The sequence below is a fragment of the Nitratidesulfovibrio vulgaris str. Hildenborough genome (assembly GCF_000195755.1).
Taxonomy (GTDB): domain Bacteria; phylum Desulfobacterota; class Desulfovibrionia; order Desulfovibrionales; family Desulfovibrionaceae; genus Nitratidesulfovibrio; species Nitratidesulfovibrio vulgaris.
In genome coordinates this window covers 565263-589053 of record NC_002937.3, presented here as the reverse complement: position 1 = coordinate 589053, position 23791 = coordinate 565263, and the positions used below count along the sequence as shown (strand labels likewise).

Sequence of the window (23791 nt, the reverse complement as noted above, 5' to 3'; positions counted from 1 at the left end):
TGCGCTCCTAGAAGGGCCAGAGGTTGTCCATGAGGCGTGAGAACCAGCCGGGACGCTGCTTGTCGGCAAGGACACCCTTGCCGTAGTAGGCGATGCGCGAATCGGCCAGCTGGGTGGACATGACCGAGTTGTCGCTGGCCACGTCACGCGAACGGACAAGGCCGCTCAAGACGATGTACTGCGTCTCGTCGTTGACGCGCGTCTCGCGCGCGCCCTCCACCTGCAGAAGGCCGCCCGGCATCACGCGAACCACGCGTGCAGCGATGGTAGCGGTGACGGTGTTCTCGCGCTTGGTCTCGCCCTTGCCGTCGAGTTTGCTCTTCGACCCGGTCTGCAACAGGGCGTTGGTGCCCACCTTGCCCCCGAACGCACCCACGGGGTTCATGGGGTTGATGGACGCGCTGTCCTGTCCGAAGTAGGCCCCTACGGTATAGTTGTTGGTCGAATCGCGTTCTGACGTGGTGTCGGCCTTGTTCTTGGCCTTGGCGTTCTCGACGATCTTCACCAGCACGATGTCACCGACACGCCGCGCACGGCTGTCGGAGAACATGAGGTCGGCCTCGGCGTCGTTGAACATGGAACCGGGATTCGCAGCCGCCTGTTCCGGCTCGACATAGGTCTGGGGCGGGGCCACCGGTGGCAGGGGCGATGCCTGCTGCCGCGCGGCGTTGCACCCGGCCATGAGCAGCACCGCGCAACTGGCGGCCAGTGTCTTGCGTATCATCGTCAATCCTCCGTGCGCCTACCTGACCACCACGGTGCTTCCGTCGCGGACGGTGGCGTACACCTGCTTTCTGCTTTGCAAATTGCGCACCTGAATGGTCTCACCGGGCATTCCGTCCGCCAGGGCCTCGCCCTGTACGGCAAGACGCAAGGCTGGCGACTCGTACACCAGTGTCACGATTCCGCCACGGGTCACCGCCGGGTTGGGGGCCACGTCGTCCTGATAGACCACCTGCCCTGCCCCCACAGGACGCTGCAATTGCCACGGCCCGCCCCGGCCATCCCACGGAGCGGCCCGCAGGTGCGCGATATTCTTTCGCATCCACGTGACCTTTTCGACTTCGAGCCTGTCCCCCCGGTTGAGGGGCTGGGCGGCGCAGGGGACCGTGAGCCACACATCCAGAAACGCCGTGCCCGTGAAGCGACGCACCACGGCGCCGTCCATCTCCAGCACGGCGAAGCGCAACGAAAGTCTGCCGGGCGCGGGCTGCAACGGTTCGAGAATCACCTTCTGCTGCGGGTGTTCCAGAAAGGCGAAGGGCGGAAGCCTGAAATCGGAGAACGAAGCCTCGCCCCCCATGGACGCCAGTTGCGGCGTCATGGTTCTGACGACGATGTCGCGCAGGTCGCCCTCGCGCAACACGGCCCCGCCACGCTGCAACGCCATGGACGGCGGAAGCAGGCAGCTGTCTGCCGTGGCACCCAGCGCCGCCCGCAACGCCTCGCCAAGTCGCACCTTGTTGACGATCATGGGACGCCCGGCGTCGGCGGGGGCTGCCCACAGCGGACGTGCCGCGAGGTCGCGCCACACCGCGGCGGGCATCTCGCCCACGGGGTCGGCCACCTCGCCGAGAAGCACCGTCGGACCCGCCACCACGGCGGCTTCGCGCAACCGTATGCGCCATCCTGCATCCCCGGTGGCAGCCAGCACCGCGACCACGCCGCACAACACAAACGCCATGCACGCAGCCACAAGTAATCCGCTTCGCCTCATGCCCGGTCTACCTCTTGAGGTTCACGGCCGTCTGCAACATCTGGTCTGAAGTGGAGATGGCCTTGGAGTTCATTTCATAGGCGCGTTGACCGACGATCATGTTGACCATCTCATCGACCACCTCGACGTTGGACATCTCGAGGAAGCCCTGCGCCAGCGTCCCGACGTTGTCTTCACCGGGCACCCCTTCCACCGCTTCGCCCGACGCCTCCGAGGGCACGTAGAGGTTGCGGCCGATGGCGTCGAGTCCCGCCGGGTTGATGAAGGTGTAGAGGGGGATGTCGGCGGCGGCGAGTTCCTGCCCGTTGGCATCGAGTGCGGCGATGTGCCCCGCCTCTGTCACGACGACGTTCTTGGTCTCGGCAGGCACGGTGAACTCCGGCTGGAGCACATAGCCGTTGGCCGTGACCACCGTACCGTCCTGATTGAGCTTGAAGGCCCCGGCGCGGGTGTAGCGAGGTTCGCCATTGACCAGCACCTGAAAGAAGCCGTCGCCCTCGATGGCGATGTCCAGCGGGTTGCCGCTGTTCTGGAAGTCGCCTTGCGAGAAGAACTTGTGCACCGCCGTGGGGCGCACGCCCATGCCCACCTGGATGCCCACCGGGATGCGGCTGTCGCCCTCGGTGGCCGAACCTGCGATGCGCATGTTCTGGTACATCAGGTCTTCGAACTCGGCGCGGCTTTTCTTGAAGCCGGAGGTGTTCACGTTGGCGAGGTTGTGCGAGATGACGTCGATGTTAAGCTGCTGCGCCACCATGCCGGTAGCCGCAGTCCAGAGTGAACGCATCATGATCCTTCTCCCTGTCGGGACGCCGTGCGCGGCCCGCTATGTTCCGACGGCCCGGCCTAGCGGCCCCTGCCTATCTTGGTTATGGCGTCGCGGTCGACGGTGTCCGAGGTCTGCATCACCTTCTGGTAGGCTTCGAACTGGCGTTGCGTCTCGATCATGTTGACCATCTCGTTGACCACCTCCACGTTGGAGGTCTCGATGTAGCCCTGTGAAACGATCACGTCCGGCCCGACGGGGACTTCGCCCGCCGTGCTGCCCTCTCGCAGCCGGTAGAGATTGCCGCCGAGCTTCTCCAGCCCTTCAAGGTCGGACACGGTGACCACCTGCAACTGCCCCACGTCGACACCGTCCACGGCGATGCGCCCGTCGGAGGCGACCTGAAGGTTCTTGCCCTGCGGCAGGTTGATGTCGCCGCCCTCTGAAAGGACGGGCCACCCCTGCATGGTGACGAGCTGCCCGTCGGAAGTCTGACGGAAATGACCGTTGCGGGTGTAGAACTCGCCTTCGGGGGTGCGCACCTTGAAGAACCCGTTACCGCTGATGGCAAGGTCGAGCGGGTCGCTCGTATAATGGAAGCTGCCCTGACTGAAGTCGGTGCGCGCCACGGCGATGCGGGGTCTTGCCACGTGCAGGGGTTCGGGGAACAGCTTCTTCGACCGGACATTGGCCATGGGCTCCATGATCTCGTCATGCGCGAAAAGGGCCATGGTGTCCTTGAAGGCGAGCACGTCGCGCTTGTAGCCGTTGGTGTTCACGTTAGCGAGATTGTTGGCGATATTGTTGAGTCGATGCTCGGTTGTGAGAGCACCGAACAGACCGCTCAGCATACTGTCCTGCATGGGGCCTCCTTACGGGGTGTTGACGCCCGCGGCTTCTTCGCCCTTGCTTTTGCAATATGCAGACCACGGCACAGTCTTCTCGTGCGGGGTCATGCCCCCTCTCGCCGCCAAAAACCCTTGACAACATGCGTGAGGGTTGACACCCCGCCTCCGCGGCGCTATAGAACCCCGAATCAGATGAAGCGGCGAGACGGTTTTCAAGCGACTCGCTTCCCGGGCATCCCGCCATGCGCCCGCCGACAGACCGCTTCCACATCCTGTTGACCGATTGCGGTCCTACCGGGTGGCCTGACGATGGCCCCCCTTTTTTTTGGCGTAACGCCCCTGCACAAGGAACAACAATGACCAAACAGGCACTTGACGCAACCATAGCTGATATGGCCGGGCCGTTTCTCGCGTCGCTCGGCCTCGAACTGTGGGGCATCGAGTTATCGTACGGCGGTCGCACCGTCGTGCGTCTCTTCGTCGATGGCCCCGAAGGGGTCACCATCGACCAGTGTGCCGAAGTCTCGCGCCATGTGGGCCTCGCGCTGGAGGTCGAAGACGTCATCAGCTCCGCCTATGTCCTCGAAGTCTCCTCACCGGGCCTCGAAAGGCCCTTCTTCCGCGCGGAGCAGATGTCCCCTTATGTGGGACGCCAGATAGAGCTCACACTCATCGACCCCACCCCCGAATGGCCCGGCCGTCGCAAGTTCCGCGGCGAGCTTCTGGCCGTTGAGGGCGACACCGTGGTTTTGCGTCCCGAAGGTGCCCCCGCACCCGAAGCCGAAGAGGCTGTCCTGCGCACATCGTGGCAGGGCGTCCGCAAGGCCAATCTCATCCACGTGTTCCCCGAGCCGGGCCACAAGCCCCGCCGTTAGGCAGCCCCGGAAAGCCAAGACCGAGCCGGAGGACTTTTCCATGAGCATGGAACTCAAGAAAGCCATCGACCAGATAAGCAAGGACAAGGGCCTCGAACGCGACATGCTCGTCGCAACCCTTGAAGAGGCCGTCCGCACATCGGTCGTTCGCAAGTATGGCGACGACATCGACGTCGAGGTCTCGTACAACGACGAAAGCGGCGAGATCGAAGTCTACCAGTTCAAGATCGTCGTCGCCGAACTGGATGACGAGGACGAGGACGGCAACGCCCACATCGTCCTCGAAGAAGCCCGCAAGCACGACCCCAGCGTCCAGATCGACGACGAGATGGGCTTCCGCCTCAAGGTCGAGGATCTCGGCCGCATCGCCGCCCAGTCCGCCAAGCAGGTCATCATCCAGCGCATGCGTGACGCCGAGCAGGAGCTCATCTACGACGAGTTCAAGGACCGGCGTGGCGAGATCATCAGCGGCATCATCCAGCGCCGGGACAAGGCCGGCTGGATCATCAACCTCGGGCGTACCGAGGCCCTGCTCCCCAAAGAGGAGCAGATCCCCCGCGAGCACTACAAGCGCGGCGACCGGGTTCAGGCCATCATCATCGAGGTACGCAAGGAAGGACGCGGGCCGCAGGTCATCGTCTCGCGCTCTCACCGCGACTACATGGCAGCGCTCTTCCGCCGCGAGGTTCCCGAGGTCGACGACGGTACCGTGCAGATCATGGGCGTGGCCCGCGACCCCGGCAGCCGTGCCAAGGTCGCCGTGCTCTCGCGTGAGCGTGACGTCGATCCCGTGGGCGCGTGTGTCGGCATTCGCGGCTCCCGCATCCAGAACGTCGTGCAGGAGCTTCGCGGCGAACGCATCGACATCGTGGTGTGGAGCCCTGAAATCGCCACCTACGCCCGCAATGCCCTGTCTCCTGCCGTCATTTCGCGCATCGTGGTCGATGAAGAGGAGAATCTCCTCGAAGTCATCGTGCCTGACGACCAGCTCACCAACGCCATCGGGCGCAAGGGGCAGAACGTCAAGCTGGCCGCGAAGCTGCTGGGCTGGAAGATAGATATCTATACGGAAACCCGGTACAATGAGGCCAACGCCATCGGGCGCGGCCTCGAGCAGATCGCCAGCGTTGCCGAAATCTCCATCGAGCAATTCGTCACGGCGGGTTTCCAGTCCATTGAACGTTTGCGGGAAGCCTCCGACGAGGAACTCGCCAGCGGGCTCGGCATCGATGACAATCGCATCGCCGACCTGCGTGCTGCTATCAACTTCCTCAGCCCTGCGCCTTCCGCCTCAGACGGGGACGACGCAGACGGGGAGACGGAATAATCGATGACGCCTTCCGAGGAACGGCACCAGCCGGTCCGGATGTGCGTCATCTGTAGACGGCGCTTTGCCAAGCATGAGCTTCTGCGCTACGTCTGCCCCGCCGAAGGGGCAGCGCCCGTCGCCGACGAGCGACAGGTCCTTCCCGGAAGGGGATGGTACGTATGCGGCGACCCGGCATGCCGGGAGCGGCTCCGCAAGTTCGGCGGATGGCGACGGAAGCGCAAGGGGGTTTAAGGAATGACGGAAAACAAGACCAAGGTGAAGGATCTCGCGGCCGAACTGGGCGTGACGACGAAGGAGCTGGGTCAGGTGCTCAAGGATATGAACATCTCGGCCAAGACCTCCACCAGCGTCATCGCTCAGGAAGACCTGCCGCGGATCAAGGAGCGCGTTCAGGCGCAACGCGACGGTGGAGCCCGCAAAGAGGGCAACCCCGACGTGATCGTGCGCCGTCGCCATCGCGACGGCGACAGGGCGTCCGCACGCGCCGAGGCAAAGGCCCCCGAGCAGGAGGCCACAGCCGCCATGCCCGAGACCTCCGCGCCCGAAAGGGCCGAAGAAGCCGACAAGCCCGCTGTGGCGAAGCCCGCCAAGGCTCCGGAGACGGAAGCCCACGCGCGTGCCCGCAAAGAGCCGCAGGCGGAACCTGTCAAGGCGCGCATCATCCGCCGCCCTGACGAGCCCGCCCCTGTGGCGAAGGTCGTCGAGGCTGCACCCGCAGAGACACCCGCCCCCGAAGCGCCCGCCGTAAAGGCGACCGTCACGGCCGAAGCAGCCCCTGCGAAGACCGTAGAGCCCGAATCCGAACGCCCGCAGGCCGACAAGCCCGCCACGGCGCGTGTCGTGCGTCCTGCCACGCCCGACGCCTCGGCCGTGCCGGACGGTACGTCCTCTGCCCCCACGCTGCCTGTCCGTTCCGCCGAACCTTCCGACACCGTCGAGCGTGCAGACGCCGACGCGGATGGTGATGACGACGATGCACAGCAGCGTCGCCGCAAGAAGAAGCGCCGCCAGCCTGAAGCCGTGGTGCCGCAGGTTCGCGTCATCTCGCGTCCCGACCCTGCCGCTGTGGCCCAACAGCAGATGCAGCAGCAGGCGGCACAGCAACAGCGTGAAGCAGGCGGCTATCGCCCCGGCGGTCAGCGTCCCGAGGGCGGCTACCGTCCCGAAGGCCAGCGCGAAGGCGGCTACCGCCCCGAAGGCCAGCGCGAAGGCGGCTATCGCCCCGGCGGCGCACCCCGCCCCGAAGGTGGCTACCGTCCCGGTGGTCCGCGCCCTGAAGGCGGCTACCGCCCCGGCGCACCGCGCCCCGAAGGCGGCTACAGGCCCGCTGGCGGTCCCCGCCCCGAGGGTCAGCGTGAAGGTGGCTACCGCCCCGGCGCACCGCGCCCCGAAGGTGGCTACAGGCCCGCTGGTGGCGCACCGCGTCCTGAAGGACAGCGCGAGGGCGGCTACCGTCCCGCCGGTGGTCCTCCCCGTCCGGGTGGCGCACCGCGTCCCGGCGGCTTCGGCGGTGCACCCGGCGGCATGCCCGTACCCGGTGCCGATGGCCGCGGCGACCAGAGCAAGAAGAAGCGGCAGAAGGGCCGTCGTACCGTAGATTTTCAGGCTGACGGGCCTCGTGGTCGCAGCGATGACGACGTGATGCGCGGCCCCCGCGGCCGGGGCAAGCGCGGCAAGAAGGACGTACGTCCCGCCGCGACCCAGCCGCTGAAGGCCGTCAAGCGCAAGATCAAGGTCGACGAGGCCATCCGCGTGGCCGACATGGCCCACCAGATGGGTCTCAAGGCCAACGAGATCATCAAGGTGCTCTTCGGTCTCGGCGTCATGGCGACGATCAACCAGTCGCTCGACATCGATACGGCAACTGTCGTTGCCGGAGAGTTCGGCTACGAAGTGGAGAAGGTCGGCTTCTCGGAAGACGACTACCTCGTGCCCAAGGAAGAGGACGCGCCCGAGACGCTGGTCACCCGGCCTCCGGTCGTCACCATCATGGGTCACGTCGACCACGGCAAGACCTCCCTCCTCGACGCCATCCGCAAGTCCAACGTGACGGCTGGCGAAGCGGGCGGCATCACCCAGCACATCGGTGCCTACCATGTGACCACCAAGAAGGGCGAGATCGTGTTCCTCGACACGCCCGGTCACGAGGCGTTCACCGCCATGCGCGCACGTGGTGCCCAGATCACCGACCTCGTCGTGCTCGTCGTCGCCGCCGATGACGGCGTCATGGAGCAGACCCGCGAAGCCGTGAACCACTCGAAGGCTGCGGGCGTGCCCATCATGGTCGCCGTCAACAAGATGGACAAGGAAGGGGCAAACCCCGACCGCGTCATCCGCGAGTTGTCCGAACTGGGCCTCGTGGCGGAAGACTGGGGTGGCGATACCATCTTCGCCAAGGTCTCGGCAAAGACCCGCGAAGGTCTCGACGAACTGCTCGAACTCATCGCCATTCAGGCCGAAATCCTCGAACTGAAGGCCAACCCCGACAAGGCCGCCCGCGGTCACGTCGTCGAGGCCAAGCTCGACAAGGGCCGTGGCCCTCTCGCCACGGTGCTGGTGCAGGAAGGCACTCTCCGTCAGGGCGACGCCTTCGTCTGCGGCGTGTTCGCAGGCCGCGTGCGCGCCATGTTCGACGACCAGGGCCGCAAGGTGAAGGAAGCCGGTCCCTCGACTCCGGTCGAGGTGCAGGGCTTTGACGGTGTCGTCGAAGCCGGCGAGGAGTTCGTGAGCGTAGCCGACGACAAGGTCGCCCGCCGCATCGCCGAAAGCCGCGCCGTCAAGCAGCGCGAGCGCGAACTCGCCAAGGAGTCGAAGGTCACCCTCGAAACCTTCCTGTCGCGCCGTGCCGACGCCGCCGAGGCGCTCACGCTCAACCTCGTTCTCAAGGCCGACGTGCAGGGCACGCTCGAGGCCATCAGCGAGGCCGTGCGCAAGCTCAGCACCGAGAAGGTCAAGATCAACATCATCCACGGCGGTGCCGGTGCCATCACCGAATCCGACATCCTGCTGGCATCGGCCTCCGACGCCATCATCATCGGCTTCAATGTCCGCCCGACCTCCAAGGTCAAGGACATCGCCGAGCAGGAGAACGTGGACATCCGCTTCTACGACATCATCTACAAGCTCGTGGATGAGATCAAGAGCGCCATGGCGGGCATGCTCGCCCCGGTGCAGCGCGAAGTGTACCTCGGTCAGGCCGAAGTGCGCGAGACCTTCAGCGTGCCCAAGATCGGCGTCATCGCCGGTTGTCACGTGGCCGACGGCAAGGTCACCCGCAACGCGGGTGTGCGCCTGCTGCGCGACGGTGTGGTCGTCTACACGGGCAAGATCACGTCCCTCAAGCGCTTCAAGGACGACGTCCGCGACGTGCAGAAGGGCTACGAGTGCGGCATGGGCCTCGAGAACTTCAACGACATCAAGGTCGGCGACGTCATCGAAGCCTTCGAAATGGTCGAAGAGGCCGCTACACTGTAGTGCTTGTTACGGGGGTGGAGCCCGTCTCCACCCCCGATGACAGCGGGTGCGCCACGGTATGTGCTGCAATGCACGCCACCATGCGCCCCACACCGGATGAACCATGGTTCTTGGTGTACTGACCGTAGAATACCGCCTGCACGGCAACGACTCGCTCAAGGGCAAGCGGCGCATCGCCAACAGCCTCAAGCAGAAGGTGCGCAACACCTTCAACGTGGCCATCGCCGAAGTCGAAACAGAAGACTCCCTCACCATGCTGCGTCTCGCGGTAGTCTCCGTCAGCAACAGCCACCAGCACCTACAGAGCCGTCTCGACAAATGCCTCGCCATGATGGAGGCCGTCTGTCCCGAAGAGATGGTCTACAGCGACATTGAAATCTTCGCGGCCGACTGACCGCCCCCGGACATACCATGCAGGAACCACAGGCTCGCATAGCCGCCCTTCTCCGCGACGCGGACGACATCCTCATCACCACCCATGCCAATCCCGATGGCGACGCCATCGGTTCACTCGGTGCCATGGGCCACGTGCTGGCGACTCTTGGCAAGCGCTTCTGCCTCTGCAACGTGTCCGGTGTGCCTTCGCACCTCTCATGGGTTCCCCTGCCCGGTCAGGTGTACACATCTTTCGATGAACTGCCCTTTCAGCCCAGGCTTGCCATCGTGCTGGACTGCGGTGACGAGAAACGCCCCGGCGAGGCACTGCGTGCCCCGCTTGCCGACCTACCGTCCATCAACATCGACCACCATCAGGGCAATCCCCTCTTCGGCACCGTCGACAACTGGGTCGAACCCCAGCGGGCAGCCACCGGCGAAATGGTGGCCGAGATCGCCCTCGCGCTGGGCCAGCCCCTTGCCGGTGCCCTCGGCGAATGCCTCTATCTCGCCCTTGTCTCCGACACCGGGTCGTTCTCGTTCGGCAACACCTCGGCCCGAGTCCTTTCCCTTGCCGCTGAAATCGTAGGCAACGGGCTGGATGTGGCGGCCCTCACCGAACGGCACGACAATCAGTGGTCTTTCGCCCGGATGCAGTTGTGGGGCAGGCTCATGCAGGAGATGCGTCTTGCGTTCGACGGCACAGTGGCTATATCGGTCATTCCCGATGCGCTCATCGAGTCATGCGGCGCACGACGTGCCGACCTCGAAGGCTGGGCCTCCCAGATGCGCAAGGTGCGCGGGGTGCGCGTCTCGGTCATGGTTCGCGGCAACGGTCCGGAAGGGTCGAAGGTCAGCCTGCGTTCCACCGGGTCTGATGATGTGCGCGCCGTGGCCGCACGCTTCGGCGGAGGCGGGCACCGGAACGCGGCGGGCGTGGAAATGCCCTTGCCCCCGGAAGAAGCCTCACGGCAAGTCGTTGCAGCCCTAGGCGAACAACTCGGGCTGGACGGTGATGGAGCGTCACTGTATGTTTGACCAGATGCCCGTACAGCAGCATGGTCTGCTGGTGCTGGACAAGCCCAGTGGCCCCTCGTCGGCCCAGTGCATCTCGAAGGTGAAGCGGCTGGGTCAGAAGAAGATAGGTCATGCGGGGACTCTCGACCCCATGGCTGGTGGTGTGTTGCTCGTCCTGCTGGGACATGCGACGAAAATTTCAGGTCACCTCATGGCCGATGGCGAGAAGGTGTATGCAGGCACCCTGCGCCTTGGCGAGACGACCGACACTTGGGACGCCGAAGGTACGGTGACAGCCACCGCGCCCTGGCACCATGTGACAGAAGCCGACGTGCGCGCCATCGTCGACTCGTGGCTGGGTTCCTCCGAGCAGGAGGTGCCCCCCTATTCTGCCGCAAAGCATCAGGGCCAGCCCCTGTACAAGCTTTCGCGTGCAGGCCGCGAGACCCCGGTGAAGACGAAGACCGTCGAGATTTCCCTTGCGGAGGTCGTATGGTGCGACCTGCCGCATGTACGTTTCCGGGTAAGATGCAGTTCCGGCACCTACATACGGTCCCTGGCCCACAGCTTGGGGATACGTCTAGGGTGCGGCGCCGTGCTTACGGAACTGACCCGGGAGTACAGTCATCCGTTCGGACTGGACATGGCGCATACCCTTGATGCCGTGCTCGCAGAACCCGGACGCCTCGCAGAGCGGGTCATCCCCATCACGCACGCGTTGCCGCACTGGCCAAAGGTCGGCATCAGCCTCCAGCAGGAGGCGAGCGTACGCAACGGGATACCACTGCCCTATCAACCCGAGATGGTGGCGGACATGCCATTCATGGAAGGTGTGAAGGCGATACTGCTCGACACGCGCGAGGTGCCCGTGGCTCTTGTCGAAACGGCCATCGTAGGTGGCAGACAGGTCTGGGCCGTACTCCGGGGACTGTGGAGTTAACGCCCAACATCGGAGGAACTAGCTGTGGTTATGGACATCGAAGCAAAAAAGGCCGTCATCGACGCACACGCAAAGCACGAAGGCGACACCGGCTCTCCTGAAGTGCAGGTCGCCCTGCTCACCGCCCGCATCGAACAGCTTACCGGCCACTTCAAGGTCCACAAGAAGGACTACCACTCGCGCACCGGCCTTCTGAAGCTGGTTGGTCAGCGCCGCAAGCTGCTGAACTACCTCAAGAAGAAGGACGTCCAGCGTTACCGTGCCCTCATCGAGAAGCTCGGTCTGAGAAAGTAGCAGGTTCGTCCAGAGGGGGGCCGCACGGCCCCCCTCCTCCGTCGAAACATCGGCACGCGCCGATACAACACGTCTTCGGTAAGGGGGGTCCGGGAAGAGGGCCGCACGGACGCCGTCCGGAAAGCCCGACCTTCTCCCCGGAATCCCCTTCGCAGACGGAGAGGAAACAACATGACCAATATATTCAACGCCATGCGCGTCACCGCCACTGTCGGCGGCAAGGAGATCGTCTTCGAGACAGGTCGCCTCGCCAATCAGGCCGATGGTGCCGTGTGGATACAGTGCGGCGGTACCGTGGTGCTCGTCACCGCGTGCTCGCAAGCCACTGACCGCGACCTCGGCTTCTTCCCGCTCACCGTCGAATACTCCGAGAAGATGTACGCCGCCGGCCGCATCCCCGGCAGCTTCTTCCGACGCGAGATCGGCCGCCCCAGCGAGCGCGAGACCCTCGTCTCCCGCCTCATCGACCGCCCCATCCGTCCGCTCTTCCCCAAGGGCCTCAAGGATGAGGTGCAGGTGCTCGCCAACGTCATCTCCTCCGACCAGAACAACGACTCCGACGTGCTCGCCGTCACCGGCGCCTCCACCGCACTCGGCCTGTCGTCCATCCCGTTCGACGGCCCGGTCGCCGGTGCGCGCATCGGTCGCATCGACGGTCAGTTCGTCATCAACCCCACCATCAAGGAGATGGAGCGCAGCGACCTCAACATCGTGCTCGCCGCCTCGCGTGATGCCGTGGTGATGGTCGAAGGCGAAGCCAGCTTCGTGCCCGAAGCGGTCATCGTCGAAGCCCTCGAATGGGGTCACAAGGAAATCCAGCCCCTCATCGACGCACAGCTGAAGCTGCGCGAGATGGCTGGCAAGGCCAAGCGCGAGTTCACCGCACCGGTCGAAGATGCAGACCTTGCCGCACGTGTGGCCGCCCTTGCCACCGCAGACCTTGACGTAGCCCTTCGCATTCCCGAGAAGATGGCCCGCAAGGATGCCCGCAAGGCCGTCAAGGAGAAGGTGATGGAGGCCCTTGTGGCCGACCCCGCCTACGCCGAAGACACCACTCCGCTGCGCGCCGTGGGCGACATCCTCTCTGCGCTTGAGAAGCGCATCGTGCGCGAACGCATCGTGCGCGAAGGCCGCCGCATCGACGGTCGCGACACCACCACCGTTCGCCCCATTCTCATCGAAGCGGGCATCCTGCCCCGCGCCCATGGTTCCGCCCTGTTCGCGCGCGGCGAGACCAAGTCGCTGGTCGTGGCCACCCTCGGTAGTTCCACCGACGAACAGCGCATGGACTCGCTGACCGGCGACGTCACCAAGCGCTTCATGCTGCACTACAACTTCGCCCCCTACTGCGTGGGTGAAGTGAAGCCCGTGCGCGTCTCCCGCCGCGAAATCGGCCACGGCGCACTGGCCGAAAAGGCCCTGCGTCCCATCCTGCCCCTCGGCGAAGACTTTCCCTTCACCCTGCGCGTGGTCGCCGAGACGATGGAATCCAACGGTTCGTCGTCCATGGCCGCCGTCTGCGGCGGCTGCCTCTCGCTGATGGACGCCGGTGTGCCCATCACCGCCCCTGTGGCCGGTGTGGCCATGGGCCTCATCAAGGAGGGCGACCAGTACGTGGTGCTCACCGACATCCTCGGTGACGAAGACGCCCTCGGCGACATGGACTTCAAGATAGCCGGTACCAGCGAAGGCATCACGGCTGTCCAGATGGACATCAAGGTCAAGGGCCTGCCCACCGATGTCATGGCCCGCGCCATGCAGCAGGCCCGTGATGCGCGCCTGCACATCCTCGGCGAGATGGGCAAGGTTCTCGAAGCCCCCCGTGCCGAACTTTCCGCCTACGCGCCGCAGCATGCCGAGGTGTTCGTCAACCCCGACATCATCCGCATCATCATCGGCCCCGGCGGCAAGAACATCAAGGCCATCACCGCCACCACCGGCGCGTCCATCGACATCGAGGACAGCGGCCGCGTCTCCATCTTCGCGCCCACGCTCGAAGCCATGGAAATGGCCCGCGAGATGGTGCAGTACTACGACCAGCGCGCCGACATCGGCAAGAACTACACCGGCAAGGTGCGCAAGGTCCTCGAAATCGGCGCCATCGTCGAAATCCTGCCCAACCTCGAAGCCCTCGTGCACATCTCGCAGCTTGACACCAACAGGGTCGAGCAGGCGTCCGACGTGGCCCGCCTCGGCGAGGACATGGTCGTGAAGGTCATCGAGATCAACGGCGACCGCATCCGCGCCAGCCGCAAGGCCGTCCTGCTTGAAGAGCAGGGCATCGAATGGAAGCCCGAAGACACCGCTCGCCCCTCCGGTCCCCGCGAAGGTGGACGCCGTGACGGCGGACGTGATGGTCGCCGCGACGGCGGTCGTGACGGTCGCCGTGATGGCGGACGTGACGGTGGTCGCCGCGATGGCGGACGTCGCGACGGCGGACGCGACCGCAACTAAGCTGTAAGCCATGAGGGCGCGGGGCAACCCGCGCCCTTTCTCGTGGGGCAGACAGCAACGCAAAGAGGTATGAAGCCGCAACGCACGGGGGCGGCATGGCGCACACCCGCCCTCTCTACGTCACCTTGTCGTGGCGTGAGCGTTAGGTCATGGTCGCGGCGAACCACCCAAGAAATCACATCTTTTCGTCGCCTCCGGTCATGTGCATTTTCGCTTGCAGCGCAATTGACACGGGGGCGGGGCGAGGCTACACTCTCGCACCATATTTTGTTCAAATATATTCACGACCTGCATACAGCTATGTCGCAATGCGACACCCGGGGGAGGACTGGACGCGGGACGCAATGAGGTTCGTGATGGATGATATTGAACATCTCCGGCAGCGCCACGACGCTGCCATGCGCAGGCTTGAACGCATCACAGAGCGCGACGCCAGACGGCGACGCAAACATCTTGAGCGTTTCGACCGCGCGTATACGTTGCTGCGCCAGCGTCTCGGCATGACTCCCGATGCCGCAACGCATCAGCATGCAGGCGTAACAACCCGGCTTTACGCCGGTTTCGTGGGCGCGCTGCGCTCGCTGATGTTCTGAGCGCGCCCCCAACTACGCAACCGACAAGGAAAACCATGCTCAAGCATTTTGAAGGTCTCGGCGACAAGTGGCGCGCTCTCGTTGAAAATCCCGACGAAACCGTGAAGGGTCTCGTCCAGACCATCGCCAATGAAGGCGGCACCCGCGAAGCGTGGCAGTCGCACACCCCCGACGGGCACACCGTGCTCATGGCATGGCCTGCCACAGAGCCCTGCCGCGCCGGACTCATCATCCGTGGCGACCAGAACGGCGAGAACTACCAGCCCGTCAGTGCCCTGCCGCTGCTGGAAGGGCTCGAGAACGAGCTTGAAGTCACCGAAGTGCACCCGTGGGGCAACGACGCCGAAGGCGAAATCGCCGCCTGCCGCGCCGGTGACGACAGCATCTGGTTCTACGACCCCCTGCTCTACCGTGACCGCTGGAGTTGCATCGTCGGGCAGAAGCAGGTCTTCACCCTTTCCGCGCTCGCCTATGCGCTGCGCCCCGCCACCCGTGACAGCATCCAGGTCAAGGGCGGCCCCCAGTTCGACAGCTACGCCAAGGCATACGTGGACAAGAACCCCGGTGTCGACCCCGCCAGCATCCCTCCGCTGACGCTCCCGCTCAAGGGCGCCCGCATCATGCAGCAGTACGTCAACGCCAGCGAATACCAGATTCGCGTTCCCGTTGAAGAGGTCGCCACCTGCCAGTTCAACGGCGAGAAGGTGTTCATGCTGACCGTGTCGCTTGCAGGCAAGGACGACAAGGCGCTGCGCGCCATGCTCTACGTCGCTGAGCGCACTCTTGGCGGCTTCGAACCCAAGGCGGGCGACGACATCGAGGCCATCGTCTGGTTGCAGGGCCGTCTCGTCGACTAGCCTCGCAAACACCACAGCTTTCACGCCTACCAAGGGCGACCGGAAACGGTCGCCCTTCTCTGTTGCACACGGACGGGCAGCCCGCGCCTGCCGGGGAAGACACAGAACCCATCCTGCCCGCCAGCTTGCCACCTGCCCCGATGCCCATGGCTGGCATGCGTAGCGGGCACGTTGATGCCCGTCGTGAAACAGGGGTCAATCGCCCGCCTTGGCCCTACGCGAAAAGGCGGCTGTCGCCAGCCGCCTTCCGAATCGTCAAAGGACTCCGTACTGTGCGGACAACATCCCCGTAAGCGATGCCGCCGCTCCATCATGCGCTGCGCTCATGGCCCTGGGCAAGGCTGCTACCCGGCCTTGGCCCCCCGTAGCTGCCTCTTGTCTCCCACGCGGATGGTGACACGCTCACGGTCGAAGTACTCGAGCAGCGGGATGATGTACTTGCGCGACAGCCCGCCCGAGAGTTCCTTGAAACCCGAGGGGTCGAGGTCGTCGTGGTCGTCGAACCACCGGGCCACGCGGCCCTTGAGTTCATCAAGCGCACTGCGATGGAAGAGCAGCCCGTCCTTGACGCGCACAAGTTCGCCGCCATCGTGCAGCAGCTTGAGCACGGGCGCGGCCTCCTTCTGTTCCAGCGACAGGGTCTCCAGCACATCCTTGAGGTTGGGCGGGGTCATGCCTGCCTCGGAATAGATGGCGAGCAGTTTGCCCCTCAATCCCTCCTGGTCGGAAGCCAGCGAGACCTTGTGTCCGGGCAGGCGCAACACGTCGCCCTCGGCGACCAGTGCCCCCTGCTTGATGAGGCGTTCGACCACGAAATGGATGAGGCGGGGGTGCAAGCCGCGTCCCCAGCCCGAGGCCAGCACGCCGCGCGCCATGCCGGGCTTGAGCGGTTCCTTGGCATGGAACGCGCCAGCATGGTCGAGGCACCCGGCAGAGAGGGCTTGCAGGGCATCCGCCCCGACGTAGGCCCTCTCCTCACGGTCGAAGCAGAACAGACGCCCGCGTGCACCGAGCGCCTGCAGCACTTTCTCAAGCCGCTTCGACTCAAGGTCGGTGAGCACGGAAAGACGTACGAAGCCCGCACCGGCATTGCCGGAAAGGTCCACATGGGCCTGCACCAGTTCCTCTTCGGTGGCTTCGGGGAGGCTTGCCAGCAAGGCGACCTTGTCGGCGAAATGCGGGTCGCGCCGACGCAGGTCGTGACCTGTGGGGTTGACCACCACGCCCCCCGCCACGGTACGCAGGGGCGAGAATGTCCGCACCACGCACCTGTCGCCGAACACGCCCACCATCGGTTCCGTGAAACGCACCTGACACAGTGCCGTCTCGCCGGGGTTGAGGCGGTCGCGGTCGTGAAAATGCAGACGCGCCAGCACCTCGCGCGCACCGTGATGGAAGTGCACCTCGGTACGGTTACGCAAGGGCCGCGCTGCGGACGAGAGACAGGTCAGGCGTACGTCCCACCGCTGCGCGGGGAACAACGTACCGGGCAGCGCCAGCACCTCGCCCCGCTGCACCTCGGCCACGTCCACGCCCTGGAGGTTGACTGCGGTACGACGCCCCGCAAGGGCCTTGTCCACAGGCCCGCCGTGGCTTTGCAGCCCCCGGACCTTGCTTGTGCGCCCTTCGGGATAGAGCACCACATCGTCCCCCACCTTGAGCGAACCGGATATCATGGTGCCCGTCACCACCGTACCATGCCCGCGCATGGTGAACACCCGGTCGACGGGCAGGCGGAAGAGGTCGGTACGGCGTTCAGGACGCAATTCACGTTCAAGGGTGGCGAGGTGTTCGCGCAGGGTGTCGAGACCCTGCCCTGTCACGGCGGAGACCGGAAAGATGGGCGCACCCTCAAGGAATGTCCCGGCAAGGAATCCAGCCACGTCGTCCTGTGCCAGTTCAAGCCAGTCGGCATCGACCATGTCCACCTTGGTGAGGGCGACGAGACCATGCCGGATGCCCAGCAGCGAGCATATCTCAAGATGTTCGCGGGTCTGCGGCATGACGCCCTCGTCGGCGGCGATGACCAGCATGACGAAGTCGACGCCCGACGCCCCTGCCACCATGTTGCGGACGAACTTCTCGTGCCCCGGCACGTCGACGACGCCAAGCCGCCCGCCACCGGGCAGGTCGCAGAAGGCGAAGCCCAGTTCGATGGTGATGCCTCGCCGTTTCTCCTCGTCGAGGCGGTCGCAGTCGATGCCGGTCAGCGCCCGGACGAGCGAAGTCTTGCCATGGTCGATATGTCCAGCCGTGCCCATGATTACAGGCATGGTCGCTCCTGATGCTAGCTGTGACCGGCGCGTGGCCGGAAATGGACGGCAGGGACATGTCGCGACATCCCCTTGCCGTAGGGCATGTTGTGGTTGTAGGCAAAAAAGCACGGTGCCTCAAGCACGGGCCATGCGCCACCCGTTTTCTCTTACGGGATGCCGCCCGACGCGCCCGTCCTGCTGCATACGGCCCGGGGCCTATGGCCTGCTGCGTACGGCCCGGAGATCAAGACCCGATGTCCGAGACCCGAAGCGTTCGCCCCGGCACAACGGCATACTCTGCCCCGACGCGTACGCCCTACCCTGTCGGCCGTCCAACCGGGCACCACCCCATTCGCGGAGGAACAAGATGGAGACCATCACCCTGCATACCACCACCCGCGAACAGATGCTCGACATCACGTCCGCCATCCGCGAACTCGTGAGCACACGAGGCTGGCGTGACGGGGCGTTGCTGCTCTTCTGCCCGCATACCACGGGTGCGCTCACCGTCAACGAAGCCGCAGACCCGGACGTGGCACGCGACATGACCGTGAACATGGGACGCCTCGTGCCGCGCCATGGCGACTATCGCCATGCCGAAGGCAACAGCGACGCGCACATCAAGACGAGCCTTTTCGGCCCTTCACTCATGCTCATCGTGGACGGCGGCGAGGTACGCCTCGGCACATGGCAGGGCATCTATTTCTGCGAATGGGACGGCCCCCGTTCGCGCAAGCTGTGGGCCCAATGGCTGGCCCAGTGACTGGTTGATTCACCACTACCACCCGGCGATACCGGGGTAGCCGTCTCGTCCGCGTACGGGCACGCCTCCGGACCGGGCCTACCGTGGCCGGGGCACGGATACAGGCCCATCGTGACGGTTCACCGGATGGAGTCGACGGATGGCAAGGGCGACGGTGAAGTCGCCGGAAGAGGCATAGGGCAGAAGCGAGGCGGGAAAGCCGAGAATGACGGGTAGCCCCACATCCGGCATGATGACGGCCCGCACGGATGCAGCCCGCGGCACCTCACGACCGGCAACACTCGCCGTAAACGTCCACACGACATACACGACACGGCAACACGATACATGGGGACGGCATACCCTCTCCCCGGCACGGCACACGACAGGAAGGCACATGGGACATCTCACTGGCAAGGACGTATACAGAAGACTGGCGGGCAAACTGGACAACACACCTGTCCGCACGCCGGACACCCCCGCCTTCCGCGCCCTGCTGCGTGAACTCTATACCCCTGAAGAAGCCGACCTTGTGGCCTGCATGCCCTACCGTCCGGCAACGGCCTCGCGCATCGCAGCCGTGTGCCGCATGGGCAGGGCACGTGTCGAGGCGATGCTGGACACGTTATGTGCGAAAGGGCTGGTCATCGACCTGCGTGAAGGCGACACAGCAACGTACATGATAAGCCCCATCGTCATCGGCATCTTCGAATTCACCATGATGCGCACGGGCGGCGACCTGCCCCACGGCACGTGGGCGCGTCTCTTCAACGACTACATGTTCGGCGATACGACGTTCTTCGACGCCAACTTCGCCAGCGGGCAACGCATCTCCATCATGCGTGCCCTGCCGCACGAAGAGGCGGTGGAAGAAGCAGCGAGGACGGAGATTCTCGACCACGAACGGGCGCGCGCACTCGTCGACAGGCACACGACCTTTGCCGTGGGCCTGTGCTCATGCCGCCACGAGAAGGTGCATATCGGCGAAGAACCATGCGACGCCCCGCTTGAAACGTGTACCTCCCTTGGCAGCGGGGCCGAATTCCTCATCCGCAACGGCTTCGCACGACGCATCGACAGGGCTGAGATGCTCGACATCCTCGCACGGTCACGCGACCTCGGCCTCACCCTCTCCACAGACAACGTCCGGCGCGATGCGGGCTTCATCTGCCACTGCTGCGGCTGTTGCTGCAACCTCATGCGGGGCATCAAGGTCACGGGGCATACCGGCATCCTCGTCACGTCCAACTGGCTGGCGACATGCGATGCCGATGCCTGCACCGGCTGTGGTCTTTGCGTTCGCGCCTGCCCGGTGGACGCGCTGCACGTCGTACGGAAAGACGGACAGCGAACGGCGAGTAACGAGACCGTCGACGCGAGGGGCGATGTGCCCGACGACGAGGCCGCATCTTCCACCGCCCGCCGGGGCAAGGCCCGCCGCCGACTGGAGGTCGACACGAGCGTGTGTCTCGGGTGCGGTGTCTGCGCCCTGCGCTGCCCCACCGGGGCACTTCGCCTCGAAGAACGCCCTGCGCGCGTCTTCCACCCCGAAGACTCGTTCGAGAGGGTCATCCTGCAAAGCCTCGAACGTGGTACGTTCCAGAACCTCATCTTCGACAATCCCGCCAGCCGCTCACAGGCGTTCATGCGCGGACTGGTGGGCGGATTCCTGAGACTCGACCCAGTGAAACGCGCTCTCATGGGCGACAGGTTGCGTTCCCGGTTCCTCGGTGCCATCCGCAGGGTCGCCACGTAACGCGACAGGGGATACCCCGGCAAGGGACACAGGACGGATGCCGGGAACGACCGGGCTGCCCGGCAAGGGAGAGGAGTCATGTTCGGACGGTTCTTCACCACACGCCCATGCGTCGGCTGCGGCTTCTGCTGCACAAAGGCCCTGTGTCCTCCTGCACGCGCCATCTTCCCCCACCTCGACCGCTGCCCCTTCCTCAAATGGGAAGACACGCGCTACATCTGCATGCTGGCACGCGACAGCGAAGAACACGCACGGATGCTGGGCATCGGCGAAGGGTGCATCCGCCCCTTCAACCGTTGGCGTCGCGATGTGCGTCGCCGCGTATGACCCGCGTTCACGGCGTGCATGACAGTTTACAGATACACCCCCCAGCCGTTACCATGCCCGCCACGACACGGCACCCCGCCCGCCCCTTCAACCCACCCGGTAGGTCATGGCACTCAAAGAACGTCTCGGCTTCACGCAGGAACCCCTATGGCTCATGGATGGCTCGGCCTTCATCTTCAGGGGGTTCTACGCCTTCCAGAACATGCAGCGGTCGGACGGCTTTCCGACCAACGCCCTGTTCATCGTCACGCGCATCCTCCTGCGGCTGCTGCGTGAAGAGAAGCCGCGCCATTTCGCCTTCGTGCTGGATGGCAAGGGGCCGACATTCCGCCACGACCTCTTTCCACTCTACAAGGCGCAGCGCGCAGCGACTCCCGAACCGCTGGTGCAGCAGCTGGAACCCATCCGCCGCATGGTCACGGCGCTGGGGCTGCCGCTTGAAGTCTCGGACGGCTGCGAAGCCGACGACTGCATAGCCTCCCTCGCCGCCCGCTACCGCGACGAAAGGCCCGTCGTCATCATCGGTGCGGACAAGGACCTCAAGCAGTGCCTGCACCCCAACGTGGTGCTGTGGGACCCCGGCGCGAAGGAAGAGAAGCTCACCACGCTCGCCTCCTTCACGGCAGAGACGGGGCTCACCCCCGCCCAGTGGCCTGATGTGCAAGCCGTCATCGGCGACACCAGCGACAACATCCCCGGTATTCCGGGCGTCGGCCCCAAGACGGCGTCCAAGATTTTCGCCGACTTCCCCACGCTGGAGGACATCCGCGACGGCTTCGACAGGCTGCCCCCCAACCTCCAGAAGAAGTTCGAGCAGCACCTCGACGCCATGTTCCTCTACCGGCAGCTGACGACGCTCGCCATAGACCGGTGCGCCGACCTCACCCCGGAACGCCTCTCGGTGCAGCCCCTCGACGCACGCACCGCCTCCACCTTCCTGCAGGAGTTCGAATTGCGGGCGCTCAGCCGCGAACTCGCAGGCATGGTGCGGAACGGACATGTGCAGGTTGCGCTGCCAGGCGATGCATCCGCCCCGATGGACACGGGCGCGATGGCGGCACCGGCCGCACCGTCCACACCTCGTCCTTCAGACTCCGGCACACCGGGCTCCCTTTTCGGCGAAGGCGGCGTGCCCCTGCCGTGGGATACCGACGACGCTCCCCGCAACGATGCCGAGCATACACCTGCCGGTGCCACCGGCGCAGGCGGTACCCTCCGCGGAATGCCGGGCACACACACCTCGCAGGACGACGCGACCGCCCCGGCTGAAGCGGCATCACGTGAGACGGGCAGCCCCCCGGCGCAGTCCGCCATCAAGGCAGCCCCGGAAGCCGCCACCGACGACGCCAGCGCGAAGTCCGCCAAAGGCGCCAAGCCCGTCAGCGAAGCACAGGCACGCAAGCGCGCCCTCATCCAGCAGGCGAGCCTTTTCGACCAGAGTACGCGCCGCAACGACACCGTCGCCACATGCACCGACCCGCGCGGGCTGCCGCCCTGTCAGGGCCGCGACATCGCCGTCGTGCCGCTGTGCGGCGATGCCGCCCGCACCTGCCCTCCGGTTTCCGGCACACAGAACGGTTCGACCAGCCCCGTGGCGTTCGCCGTGGCCGTAGCCGGGTGCGAGGTGCAATACTCCGGCCCTGTGCAGGGACTGGCGCGGCACCTCGCCAGCGCGAAGCGCATCGCCACGCCGGACGTGAAGGCACTGCTGCGCAGCCATGCCATCTGGCGCGACATCCCCGGAGACCGATGGTTCGACCTCGGCCTTGCGGCCTACCTTCTCGACCCGGAAGAACGCGACTACGGCTGGCCGCGCCTCGCCGCGCGATGGGGCGACATGCTCGACCGTTCCACCGACAACCCCGGACTGCTGGCGCTGGAGATGGCGCAAGGCATGGCGGGCAGGCTGGCGGGCGCGTCGCTGGATACCCTCATGCGCACGCTGGAACTGCCGCTGGTGCCCGTACTCGCCGACATGGAAGAGGCTGGCATCGCCGTCGACCGTACGGCCTTCGCCGCCTTCCTCGACGAGGTGCAGCACGAACTCGACCGCATCACGCAGGAGGTCTACAAGGCCGCCGGAGGCCAGTTCAACATCCGCTCGGCGCAACAGCTTGGCGAACTGCTCTTCGGCACGCTGGGACTGCCCACCGTGGGCAAGACGCGCGGCGGGCAGGCAACCACCTCGCAGGACGCGCTGGAGAAGCTTTCGGGCAGGCATCCCGTGGTCGACCTCATCCTCGACTTCCGCAAGCTGGAGAAGCTGCGCTCGACCTATCTCGAACCGCTGCCCAAGCTGGTCGACGCCGCAGGGCGCATCCATTCCACGTTCAACCAGCTGGCCACCGCCACGGGGCGACTCTCGTCGAGCAACCCCAACCTGCAGAACATCCCCGCGCGGGGCGACCTCGGCAGGCGCATGCGCTCGTGCTTCACCGCCGCAGAGGGCAACCTGCTGGTCTCGGCCGACTATTCGCAGATCGAATTGCGGGTGCTGGCGCACATGTCGCAAGACCCGACCCTGCTCGCCGCCTTCCGCGAAGGGGCTGACATCCACCGCCGCACGGCAGGGCTGCTCTACGATACCGCGCCCGAGGACGTCACGCCCGACCAGCGCCGCAACGCCAAGACCATCAACTTCGGGCTCATCTACGGCATGGGCCCGCAGAAACTCGGGCAGGAACTGCGCATCACCGTCAACGAGGCCAAGCAGTTCATCGAACGGTACTTCAGCCGCCTGCAACACCTGCGCAACTTCTACGACAACGTGGAGGCCGCAGCACGCGAACAAGGGCATGTGACCACACTGGCGGGCAGACGCAGGCTGCTGCCGGAGATGCACTCCGAGAACACGCAACTGCGCTCGCAGGCCCGCCGGCAGGCCATCAACACGCTCATTCAGGGCAGTGCGGCGGACATCATCAAACTCGCCATGCTCGCCGCCCACGACGACCCCGTGCTGCACGGGCTGAAGGCCCGCCTCATCCTGCAGGTACACGACGAACTGATGCTCGAAGTGCCGGAGGCGAACGCACAGGCCGCAGGCGAACGACTGGCCCTTCTCATGTCGGAGGTACGGCCCGGAGGCGTGACACTGGACGTACCGCTGCTGGTGGACTGGGGTGCAGGCAAGGACTGGGGTTCGGCCCATTGAGCATACCCGCCCGTCTG

21 protein-coding genes are annotated in these 23791 nt (G+C 65.2%); 15 read left to right on the top strand and 6 right to left on the bottom strand.

Annotated elements, in window-relative coordinates:
• Positions 1-7: 7 nt before the first annotated feature.
• The 4 genes from DVU_RS02495 to flgF are packed head-to-tail and all read right to left on the bottom strand — an operon-like array spanning position 8 to position 3346.
• On the bottom strand, positions 8-724 hold the full coding sequence (locus DVU_RS02495; protein ID WP_010937821.1) for a flagellar basal body L-ring protein FlgH: 717 nt from the start codon (positions 722-724) through the stop codon (positions 8-10).
• 18 nt (positions 725-742) lie between these two features.
• Positions 743-1684, bottom strand: coding sequence for a flagellar basal body P-ring formation chaperone FlgA (gene flgA, locus DVU_RS02490; RefSeq protein WP_223294608.1), 942 nt, complete (start codon positions 1682-1684; stop codon positions 743-745).
• 40 nt (positions 1685-1724) lie between these two features.
• Entirely contained in the window at positions 1725-2507 is a 783-nt protein-coding gene (gene flgG, locus DVU_RS02485) for a flagellar basal-body rod protein FlgG (protein ID WP_010937819.1), read from the bottom strand.
• A 56-nt stretch (positions 2508-2563) separates the two neighbouring features.
• Positions 2564-3346, bottom strand: coding sequence for a flagellar basal-body rod protein FlgF (flgF, locus tag DVU_RS02480; protein WP_010937818.1), 783 nt, complete (start codon positions 3344-3346; stop codon positions 2564-2566).
• Positions 3347-3687: 341 nt separating this feature from the next.
• On the opposite strand from flgF, the gene rimP reads away from it, so the two are divergent.
• The 11 genes from rimP to DVU_RS02425 all read left to right on the top strand — a co-directional run bounded on the left by rimP (position 3688) and on the right by DVU_RS02425 (position 15540).
• Positions 3688-4206: a ribosome maturation factor RimP gene (rimP, locus tag DVU_RS02475; protein ID WP_010937817.1), complete on the top strand. Its 519-nt coding sequence runs from the start codon at positions 3688-3690 to the stop codon at positions 4204-4206.
• Between the two features lie 40 nt (positions 4207-4246).
• Complete coding sequence (gene nusA, locus DVU_RS02470) at positions 4247-5533, top strand: transcription termination factor NusA (RefSeq protein WP_010937816.1); 1287 nt, start codon at positions 4247-4249, stop codon at positions 5531-5533.
• 3 nt (positions 5534-5536) lie between these two features.
• The gene (locus tag DVU_RS02465; RefSeq protein WP_010937815.1) at positions 5537-5767 is read left to right on the top strand and encodes a YlxR family protein; all 231 of its coding nucleotides are present in this window, start codon (positions 5537-5539) and stop codon (positions 5765-5767) included.
• A gap of 3 nt (positions 5768-5770) precedes the next feature.
• Positions 5771-9010 (top strand): translation initiation factor IF-2, encoded by a 3240-nt coding sequence (gene infB, locus DVU_RS02460; protein ID WP_010937814.1) that lies wholly within the window; start codon positions 5771-5773, stop codon positions 9008-9010.
• Positions 9011-9113: 103 nt separating this feature from the next.
• Positions 9114-9404, top strand: a complete 291-nt coding sequence (locus DVU_RS02455; protein ID WP_010937813.1) for a DUF503 domain-containing protein — start codon at positions 9114-9116, stop codon at positions 9402-9404.
• Positions 9405-9421: 17 nt separating this feature from the next.
• On the top strand, positions 9422-10423 hold the full coding sequence (locus DVU_RS02450; protein WP_010937812.1) for a DHH family phosphoesterase: 1002 nt from the start codon (positions 9422-9424) through the stop codon (positions 10421-10423).
• Positions 10416-11342, top strand: coding sequence for a tRNA pseudouridine(55) synthase TruB (gene truB / locus DVU_RS02445; RefSeq protein WP_014524247.1), 927 nt, complete (start codon positions 10416-10418; stop codon positions 11340-11342). Before DVU_RS02450 ends, truB begins: the two co-directional genes overlap by 8 nt.
• 30 nt (positions 11343-11372) lie before the next feature.
• Positions 11373-11636: a 30S ribosomal protein S15 gene (rpsO, locus tag DVU_RS02440; protein WP_181409373.1), complete on the top strand. Its 264-nt coding sequence runs from the start codon at positions 11373-11375 to the stop codon at positions 11634-11636.
• 171 nt (positions 11637-11807) lie between these two features.
• The gene (gene pnp, locus DVU_RS02435; protein WP_010937809.1) at positions 11808-14090 is read left to right on the top strand and encodes a polyribonucleotide nucleotidyltransferase; all 2283 of its coding nucleotides are present in this window, start codon (positions 11808-11810) and stop codon (positions 14088-14090) included.
• 356 nt (positions 14091-14446) lie between these two features.
• Complete coding sequence (locus DVU_RS16755) at positions 14447-14683, top strand: hypothetical protein (RefSeq protein ID WP_223294609.1); 237 nt, start codon at positions 14447-14449, stop codon at positions 14681-14683.
• A 35-nt stretch (positions 14684-14718) separates the two neighbouring features.
• Positions 14719-15540: a hypothetical protein gene (locus DVU_RS02425; protein ID WP_010937807.1), complete on the top strand. Its 822-nt coding sequence runs from the start codon at positions 14719-14721 to the stop codon at positions 15538-15540.
• A 344-nt stretch (positions 15541-15884) separates the two neighbouring features.
• On the opposite strand, the gene selB is transcribed toward DVU_RS02425, so the two are convergent.
• A complete protein-coding gene (gene selB, locus DVU_RS02420) occupies positions 15885-17813 on the bottom strand; it encodes a selenocysteine-specific translation elongation factor (protein WP_010937806.1) in 1929 nt (642 codons plus the stop codon).
• A gap of 349 nt (positions 17814-18162) precedes the next feature.
• On the opposite strand from selB, the gene DVU_RS02415 reads away from it, so the two are divergent.
• The gene (locus DVU_RS02415; RefSeq protein WP_010937805.1) at positions 18163-18558 is read left to right on the top strand and encodes a secondary thiamine-phosphate synthase enzyme YjbQ; all 396 of its coding nucleotides are present in this window, start codon (positions 18163-18165) and stop codon (positions 18556-18558) included.
• 78 nt (positions 18559-18636) lie between these two features.
• Here DVU_RS02415 and DVU_RS02410 read toward each other — a convergent pair whose 3' ends face one another.
• Positions 18637-18858, bottom strand: coding sequence for a hypothetical protein (locus DVU_RS02410; RefSeq protein WP_164561746.1), 222 nt, complete (start codon positions 18856-18858; stop codon positions 18637-18639).
• Positions 18859-18934: 76 nt separating this feature from the next.
• On the opposite strand from DVU_RS02410, the gene DVU_RS02405 reads away from it, so the two are divergent.
• From DVU_RS02405 to DVU_RS02395, 3 genes are all read left to right on the top strand, one after another.
• A complete protein-coding gene (locus DVU_RS02405) occupies positions 18935-20293 on the top strand; it encodes an ATP-binding protein (protein WP_014524245.1) in 1359 nt (452 codons plus the stop codon).
• 78 nt (positions 20294-20371) lie between these two features.
• Entirely contained in the window at positions 20372-20620 is a 249-nt protein-coding gene (locus DVU_RS02400; protein ID WP_010937803.1) for a hypothetical protein, read from the top strand.
• Between the two features lie 106 nt (positions 20621-20726).
• Positions 20727-23774: a DNA polymerase I gene (locus DVU_RS02395; RefSeq protein WP_010937802.1), complete on the top strand. Its 3048-nt coding sequence runs from the start codon at positions 20727-20729 to the stop codon at positions 23772-23774.
• The last annotated feature ends 17 nt before the right edge of the window (positions 23775-23791 follow it).

Excerpts from the sequence above, each read along its gene's own strand:
- truB (WP_014524247.1), top strand. The coding sequence starts at position 10,416 with ATGTTTGACCAGATGCCCGTACAGCAGCATGGTCTGCTGGTGCTGGAC.
- DVU_RS02465 (WP_010937815.1), top strand. The coding sequence starts at position 5,537 with ATGACGCCTTCCGAGGAACGGCACCAGCCGGTCCGGATGTGCGTCATC.
- selB (WP_010937806.1), bottom strand. The coding sequence starts at position 17,813 with ATGCCTGTAATCATGGGCACGGCTGGACATATCGACCATGGCAAGACT.
- flgG (WP_010937819.1), bottom strand. The coding sequence starts at position 2,507 with ATGATGCGTTCACTCTGGACTGCGGCTACCGGCATGGTGGCGCAGCAG.
- DVU_RS02455 (WP_010937813.1), top strand. The coding sequence starts at position 9,114 with ATGGTTCTTGGTGTACTGACCGTAGAATACCGCCTGCACGGCAACGAC.
- flgF (WP_010937818.1), bottom strand. The coding sequence starts at position 3,346 with ATGCAGGACAGTATGCTGAGCGGTCTGTTCGGTGCTCTCACAACCGAG.
- DVU_RS02415 (WP_010937805.1), top strand. The coding sequence starts at position 18,163 with ATGGAGACCATCACCCTGCATACCACCACCCGCGAACAGATGCTCGAC.
- infB (WP_010937814.1), top strand. The coding sequence starts at position 5,771 with ATGACGGAAAACAAGACCAAGGTGAAGGATCTCGCGGCCGAACTGGGC.
- nusA (WP_010937816.1), top strand. The coding sequence starts at position 4,247 with ATGAGCATGGAACTCAAGAAAGCCATCGACCAGATAAGCAAGGACAAG.
- pnp (WP_010937809.1), top strand. The coding sequence starts at position 11,808 with ATGACCAATATATTCAACGCCATGCGCGTCACCGCCACTGTCGGCGGC.
- flgA (WP_223294608.1), bottom strand. The coding sequence starts at position 1,684 with ATGGCGTTTGTGTTGTGCGGCGTGGTCGCGGTGCTGGCTGCCACCGGG.
- DVU_RS16755 (WP_223294609.1), top strand. The coding sequence starts at position 14,447 with ATGGATGATATTGAACATCTCCGGCAGCGCCACGACGCTGCCATGCGC.
- DVU_RS02450 (WP_010937812.1), top strand. The coding sequence starts at position 9,422 with ATGCAGGAACCACAGGCTCGCATAGCCGCCCTTCTCCGCGACGCGGAC.
- DVU_RS02405 (WP_014524245.1), top strand. The coding sequence starts at position 18,935 with ATGGGACATCTCACTGGCAAGGACGTATACAGAAGACTGGCGGGCAAA.
- DVU_RS02400 (WP_010937803.1), top strand. The coding sequence starts at position 20,372 with ATGTTCGGACGGTTCTTCACCACACGCCCATGCGTCGGCTGCGGCTTC.
- DVU_RS02425 (WP_010937807.1), top strand. The coding sequence starts at position 14,719 with ATGCTCAAGCATTTTGAAGGTCTCGGCGACAAGTGGCGCGCTCTCGTT.
- rimP (WP_010937817.1), top strand. The coding sequence starts at position 3,688 with ATGACCAAACAGGCACTTGACGCAACCATAGCTGATATGGCCGGGCCG.
- DVU_RS02395 (WP_010937802.1), top strand. The coding sequence starts at position 20,727 with ATGGCACTCAAAGAACGTCTCGGCTTCACGCAGGAACCCCTATGGCTC.
- rpsO (WP_181409373.1), top strand. The coding sequence starts at position 11,373 with ATGGACATCGAAGCAAAAAAGGCCGTCATCGACGCACACGCAAAGCAC.
- DVU_RS02495 (WP_010937821.1), bottom strand. The coding sequence starts at position 724 with ATGATACGCAAGACACTGGCCGCCAGTTGCGCGGTGCTGCTCATGGCC.